The sequence below is a fragment of the Kaistella sp. genome (assembly GCF_041824135.1).
GTDB lineage: Bacteria > Bacteroidota > Bacteroidia > Flavobacteriales > Weeksellaceae > Kaistella.
The window spans coordinates 1-5,837 of sequence record NZ_JBGZYM010000073.1 but is presented as its reverse complement, the minus strand read 5'-3'; the positions used below and the strand labels follow the sequence as shown (position 1 = coordinate 5,837).

The 5,837-nt window shown below is 32.8% G+C and carries 6 protein-coding genes; all 6 read right to left on the bottom strand.

Annotation, left to right across the window (positions count from 1 at the left end):
• Positions 1 to 64 precede the first annotated feature (64 nt).
• A complete protein-coding gene (locus tag ACEYOS_RS08270; RefSeq protein WP_373797560.1) occupies positions 65 to 355 on the bottom strand; it encodes a BrnT family toxin in 291 nt (96 codons plus the stop codon).
• Positions 356 to 453: 98 nt separating this feature from the next.
• Positions 454 to 1,689 carry a replication initiation protein gene (locus ACEYOS_RS08265; RefSeq protein ID WP_373797559.1) on the bottom strand — a complete coding sequence of 412 codons (1,236 nt, stop codon included), beginning with the start codon at positions 1,687 to 1,689 and terminating at the stop codon, positions 454 to 456.
• A 515-nt stretch (positions 1,690 to 2,204) separates the two neighbouring features.
• Positions 2,205 to 3,131, bottom strand: coding sequence for a hypothetical protein (locus tag ACEYOS_RS08260; RefSeq protein ID WP_373797558.1), 927 nt, complete (start codon positions 3,129 to 3,131; stop codon positions 2,205 to 2,207).
• A 404-nt stretch (positions 3,132 to 3,535) separates the two neighbouring features.
• Positions 3,536 to 4,807, bottom strand: a complete 1,272-nt coding sequence (gene mobV, locus ACEYOS_RS08255; RefSeq protein ID WP_373797557.1) for a MobV family relaxase — start codon at positions 4,805 to 4,807, stop codon at positions 3,536 to 3,538.
• A 109-nt stretch (positions 4,808 to 4,916) separates the two neighbouring features.
• Positions 4,917 to 5,231, bottom strand: a complete 315-nt coding sequence (locus ACEYOS_RS08250) for a hypothetical protein (protein WP_373797556.1) — start codon at positions 5,229 to 5,231, stop codon at positions 4,917 to 4,919.
• Positions 5,232 to 5,480: 249 nt separating this feature from the next.
• Positions 5,481 to 5,774, bottom strand: coding sequence for a BrnA antitoxin family protein (locus ACEYOS_RS08245; protein WP_373797561.1), 294 nt, complete (start codon positions 5,772 to 5,774; stop codon positions 5,481 to 5,483).
• Positions 5,775 to 5,837 lie beyond the last annotated feature (63 nt).

Below are 5,837 nucleotides of genomic sequence, written 5' to 3'. Positions count from 1 at the left end.
TGACAACTTTCTCAAACGCTCTAAATCAGCTTCCGTAGGCGGTGGCAGATTTTTTAAAGTACGTCTAACCATGCTCATATTGTTTCCTTTCTGATTTGCTAACACGACGAGCAGAGATAATGCGGATAACTTCATTGCCATCATCGTCCCAAATCGTATGGGCAACCAAAAGCAAAATAATGTTTCTGCTGTAACCAATGGTTTGCCAACGATATTCGCCATTTTCAAATCGGTCTTGTTTTGTTATGCGATGTGGGTCAGTAAAAACAGCCATTGCATCTTCAAAAGTTACTCCGTGCTTTTGTAAGTTGATTTTGGCTTTATTTTCGTCCCATTCAAAAATCAAATTTTCCATAGTTATAAAATTATAACTACAAATTTGGCAATATTCAAAACAAAATACCTTGCTAAATGGTGACAGCTCAAAAGGCTGACAGATTGCCTAAATTCGCTTTAACTTTCTTCTACAATCATTGTCAGATGTTGTAAAAAGTCAATAATTTGACCGTCAGGAACTACTCGACTGTTTTCAACATTTCGTAGATACCCCGCTTCTTTTTGCCATATTGAACCATCTTTATTGTGTTTAAATTTTGTGTAATTTGGCACTTCTCGCCAAGCTTTTTCAAGTGATTTGCTCTCTTCATTTTTTTGTTTTTTAAGTTGATTTTTCACTAAAACATCAAGACCCCAACGTTCTGCAATCGCTTTTTTCGTAATGTTAGCACGGTAAAAATCACTCACAATTTCGCCCTTACTTTCTTTTTGCGCGATGTATTCATCAATCCGCGCTTTAATTGTTTCGCGTTCTAAATCTGTTAAACCATCAAACAAATCAGGAGTTTTAATGTCGCTGTTTTCAGTCTGTGCTTTGGTTGCTGTAGGAGAGGTTTTTTTTCGTTGGTATATGAATTTAATTGCGGTAAATTTCCGCCCTTTTTTAATCAATTCATACTGAACCAACAAGGGAGATTGCTCATTGATTTCATTAACAGATGGGTCAATTACGCGTTTTTTGAAATCTGCAAAAAGCCTATATTTATCTTTTAAAACAAGCATATATTTTAATTTTTCAATTTCAATTTGCACCCAACCTTTACCAGTTTCTTCATTCAAATATTGCATGAACAATTCATAAAAGCGGTAGGTATTAAAACTGCTAAATTCTTTTACATCTGAAAATAAAATAGGCGTAAATTTGGCTCTTAAATCGCTCAACAATGGGAGCATTTTTTCATGAAAAATCACACGAGCGACAATATCATCATCGTGTTTCATGGAAACACTATCAATTAAGTTAAATAATCTCAATTTATTAATATATTCTGAATAATCTTCTTTATTTGGGTAACGCTCTCTTAATCGTTCTTCTGCTCGTTTATCAAAACGCAAAACTTCATAGAGCCACGGAATTTCTACTTCCCCAATAGGTGTTAAGAATTTAACTGTTCTTTTTAATAAATCTCTTGTTGCTTGACGAATTTCACGCGCTACTTGGCTAGGGTCAGCCCCAAGTTCAATAAAATCTTCACGCTTAATTAAAAATGGGGTGTTTGGCGCAATGGGCTTCCCTTTTGGAATCTGCTTTATAGCGCACCAAATTAGACGTTGTTCATTCAAAGTGAAATTATAGGCAGCCGTAATTAGTGAATTATCAAATACAACCAAATCTTTTTTAGTATCCATCATAATGCGAAAAATCAATCAGAAAAAAGTACCATAATAACCAATTTTATGACATTTGTAAACTTGTCATAGTTAAACGACAAACTGTCATAGTTAAACGACAAACTGTCATAGTTAAACGACAAACTGTCATAGTTAAACGACAAACTGTCATAGTTACTCTCTCGCAGCCCTGATGTATCAAGGCTTTCAGATAGGCTAAAAAAGATTTAAAAAGATTTAAAAAAAAGAAAAAAAGCATACACGAAAAAAAACTGTGAAAACCTAGTCATTCGCATACGCGAGTAAAAATTTTTCATCATCTTTTTTATGATTTTTTCATTGTCACAGCTGGTTCAATTTTAAATCGCTAAAAAGTGGCGAGCCAAAGATAGTACAGCCAACGCTGTAGCGGTTTAAAAGTGAATGAGCTATAAATGTACCTCAAACTGTAAACAGAATTTAATCGCAGTTATATAAAATATAAACAGGTACATTAAATATGAATTCCACTTTTAATGTACCTGTACTTTTAAATTTTAAAAATATTTCCCAGTTCTATCGGTTTCTCGTATACGCAAAATTTCTTCAATACGTTCAATATTAGAAGATAAATTTTGACCATCATAACCAAGAATATCAGCATCATATTCTTTAAGCTCTAAAAGTAAATTATGGGCTTTATGATAATTCCCTTTTTTTTCATATACATGAGCAAGATGAACCATAATGTATGGTCTTTTTACATTGTAATCTTCATTTACTTTTTTTACTGATAATTCAAGAGCTTTTTCTAGGAAATAAATGGCTTTCTCATTGTCGTTAAAATAATCATGATATGCCATTCCTAGTTCAATAATGCTATTCAAATTATCTTTTTTAATGCCTTGTCCGTACCAATAAATAACTTGATTAGCATAAAAGATTTCCTTTTCATATGTTTGGTCATTATTTTGACTTTTATCTTCTAAAATTGATTGAAACACATTGAGATAATGACGAGCCAATGAAACTTCTGCTTTAGAATATCCTGATTCTGCGGCTTTTTTACACCAATTAAAAGCGTCACTTTCTAAAAAGGCTTCACTATTTATTCCTAATCTAGTATCCCAAATATCATAGCCTTCTTCAAACAAATAATATTGAGCTTCCATATTGCCATTTATAGCAGCTAAACGAATCCAAAAAATACCATTGTCATACAATTCTTGAGCATTCAGAATTTTTTCTCGGTACGATTCAGATAAATACTCTTTACGCAATTCTTCATTGTAATCTACTTCTTTAATTATCTTCAGTGTGTCAGCATTTACAAACAAACCTGGATAACGTGCCATTTCAAGAAAATACATTCCTATGTAGTTTCCATTTTCATTTTTGTCGTTACGTAATGCATCAAATTGGTTCATGTAGTCAAGACCAAGTTCATATTGAGCTTTCGCAGTTTGTGGGATTTTATTTTTCATAAAAGGCTACCTTTCAATCAAATGGTTAAAAAATAAATTATGAAATATTTTTGCATATTCTTTTATCATTTGCAATAGATTTGCAGAGGATAATTTAAATATTTTCATACTATTTATTTTAGTATTTTAAATTTTGATTATTTTTTATTTAATTTAATTATTATAATTTCAATTTTTAAATAAATTTAAATAATAAAATAGTCTTTATGTAAACATTAAACATAAATGGAAACGTATTTAGGTAAAATAAAGTTTCTTAAACAAGCTAAAGAAATGACATAATGGTTTGCCAACGTTACAACTCAAATGGTTCATAAAAATAACTGAAAATTTATGTGCTTGGTTATTCAATCTGTGCTTTTTGAGGATGACTTTTAACATACCTACTTTGCTTCATCTTCTTTTTATAGTGTTAAATCAGAATCTAGTGATTGATTTGGTTCGTATTTTTCCTTATATCTACTTAATTCAAGCTGTGTTGCTTTTAACTTTTTACACAAATCATCAAAAGCCTGTTGATGCTCACTCATTACCCTTTCCTGTTTTAATTTTTCTTCACGCCATTCATGAAATTTGATATTCAATGAAGCAATAACTCCACTTTGTATATCAACTTCTAAAGAAAGGTCTTGAATTTGTTCATTTTGTTTGGAAATTATTTCATCTCTATGTTTGAGTTCATTGGATAATTCTTCCTTTTCCAAAACAGCCAATTTCAAATCAAAGTCTAAATTTTGAGTACGCAATAACACTTCTTCATCAATTATTTTTTGTTGATTTTTAAAAAATTCTCTTTTTTGATTGTCTAATTCTTCTAATTCTTCCTGCTTGTTGTTCAATGCTGATTTCACTTTAGGAAAGTAGGCATATTTGGGTGCAAGAATTTCATGAACGGATTGTTCTACTAACTGGTAAATTTTTTTTTGGTATCCATCAGTTGTTTCTAACAGGCTCTTTTTAGGGATATGGATTTTTTGACGAATTTCTTGATTCAATTCGTCCTTTGGCACATTCCCACTCATTACCTGATTTATTTCTGAATAATATTGCTTAATAGTTTTATGCGTTGCTTTACTGTTTTCAATGCCACGATGCAGTCCAAAATCTGCTACTTGTGTCGCATAGTCTGTCTGTAATGCACTTAAAATTTTTCGCCCCCCGAAAAAATGACGCGCATTTAACTTTCCCTTGTATTCAGGAATCACAAAAGCAGAAATATGCGGAGTGGTTTCATCTGTTTGGTATGTTGCAGTAATGATGTTTTCAACACCATGCTTTTGTTTTAAGAATTCAATAGTTCGTTTTCGCCATTTCCTTCGTATTTCCGAAGTACTCTGTTGCCACCATTCAGGGCTAGCAGTAAAGAGATACTCAACAGCCAATACAGCATTGCTTCTGATTTTGCCATTGCGTGCAATCTGCTCTATTCGGCGATTAAATACATCCATTGCCTTACTTGTGGTGTTTATAGGCTCATCTTCGTTATTAGCCAAATCTTGATATTTCATTGAAAAATGACCGTTGTTTTTTGTCATTTCAGGATTGGCGTTGTGTGTAGGAATTTCTCTGAAATTGTGTTTTAAGCTACTGACTAGGTTTTGTACGGTTTTGTGTTTGGTAACACGCAAAATGGCATACTGGGGCATAATGAATTCCGTTTCATTTTTTAAGAACATGAATTGATTTTAATTACCATGACGCAATTTCCTGCACCCAAAATAAAAAAATCCCAATTTTTTACAAAAATGGGATTTTTTTTAGTCATTTAATACCGTTTACTCGGTATCACTTAATAATTCTTTTCAGAAAATCAGCTAATTGAGCTAACTCATCACGTTTAGGACTTGGTTTATTGTCTGAAGTTAAATTTTTAGACAATTCCCGAATGGTTTTTTCAAATTTAGGGAGCATACTTTGATAATTTTCCCATTCGGCTATTAATTTCTTTACGGGGGCAGGATTGTACTCTGAAACAAAAACAGCGACCTGTTTATAGCCTGATTGCTTTTTTCGCTCTCGATATGCTCGTTGCCGTTCTCTGTTCTTCTCTTGTAATTGAAGATACTTTTTAGCCAAATCTTTTTGAGTTTCTTTACTCATCTCGTTATATCCTTTATCAAAAAGTATAATTACTTATAACGTTATTATAATTCGTTATTTTAAGCGTTACAACAAATCAAAAAATTTCTGGAGTTCCACCACCTAAAAACTATGCCGATACGCAATAGTGTACTCACTACACAATTTGCTAACGCAAATTGTCGTGAGTAAGGGGGCAACGCCCCCTTAACCCCAAACAAAATACCGTCAATCAATGATTGACGGTATTTTGTTATGGCAATGCTAATTTCAACTTTTTAGCATCGCTTGGCGTAATATGTTGTTTAACCGCGTTTGATAACCTTTCCCGCCTTTTTTTAACCATGCCAAAACATCAGCATCAAGACGAACCGTTACTTGTGTCTTGTTTGGACGATACAACTCATCAAAGCGTTTTGTGTTTACAAAAAAATCATCAGGCAATGGCGGAATATCGCTGTAATCAATCGTTTCATCAGGCATCTCTGACAACTTTCTCAAACGCTCTAAATCAGCTTCCGTAGGCGGTGGCAGATTTTTTAAAGTACGTCTAACCATGCTCATATTGTTTCCTTTCTGATTTGCTAACACGACGAGCAGAGATAATGCGGATAACTTCATTGCCAT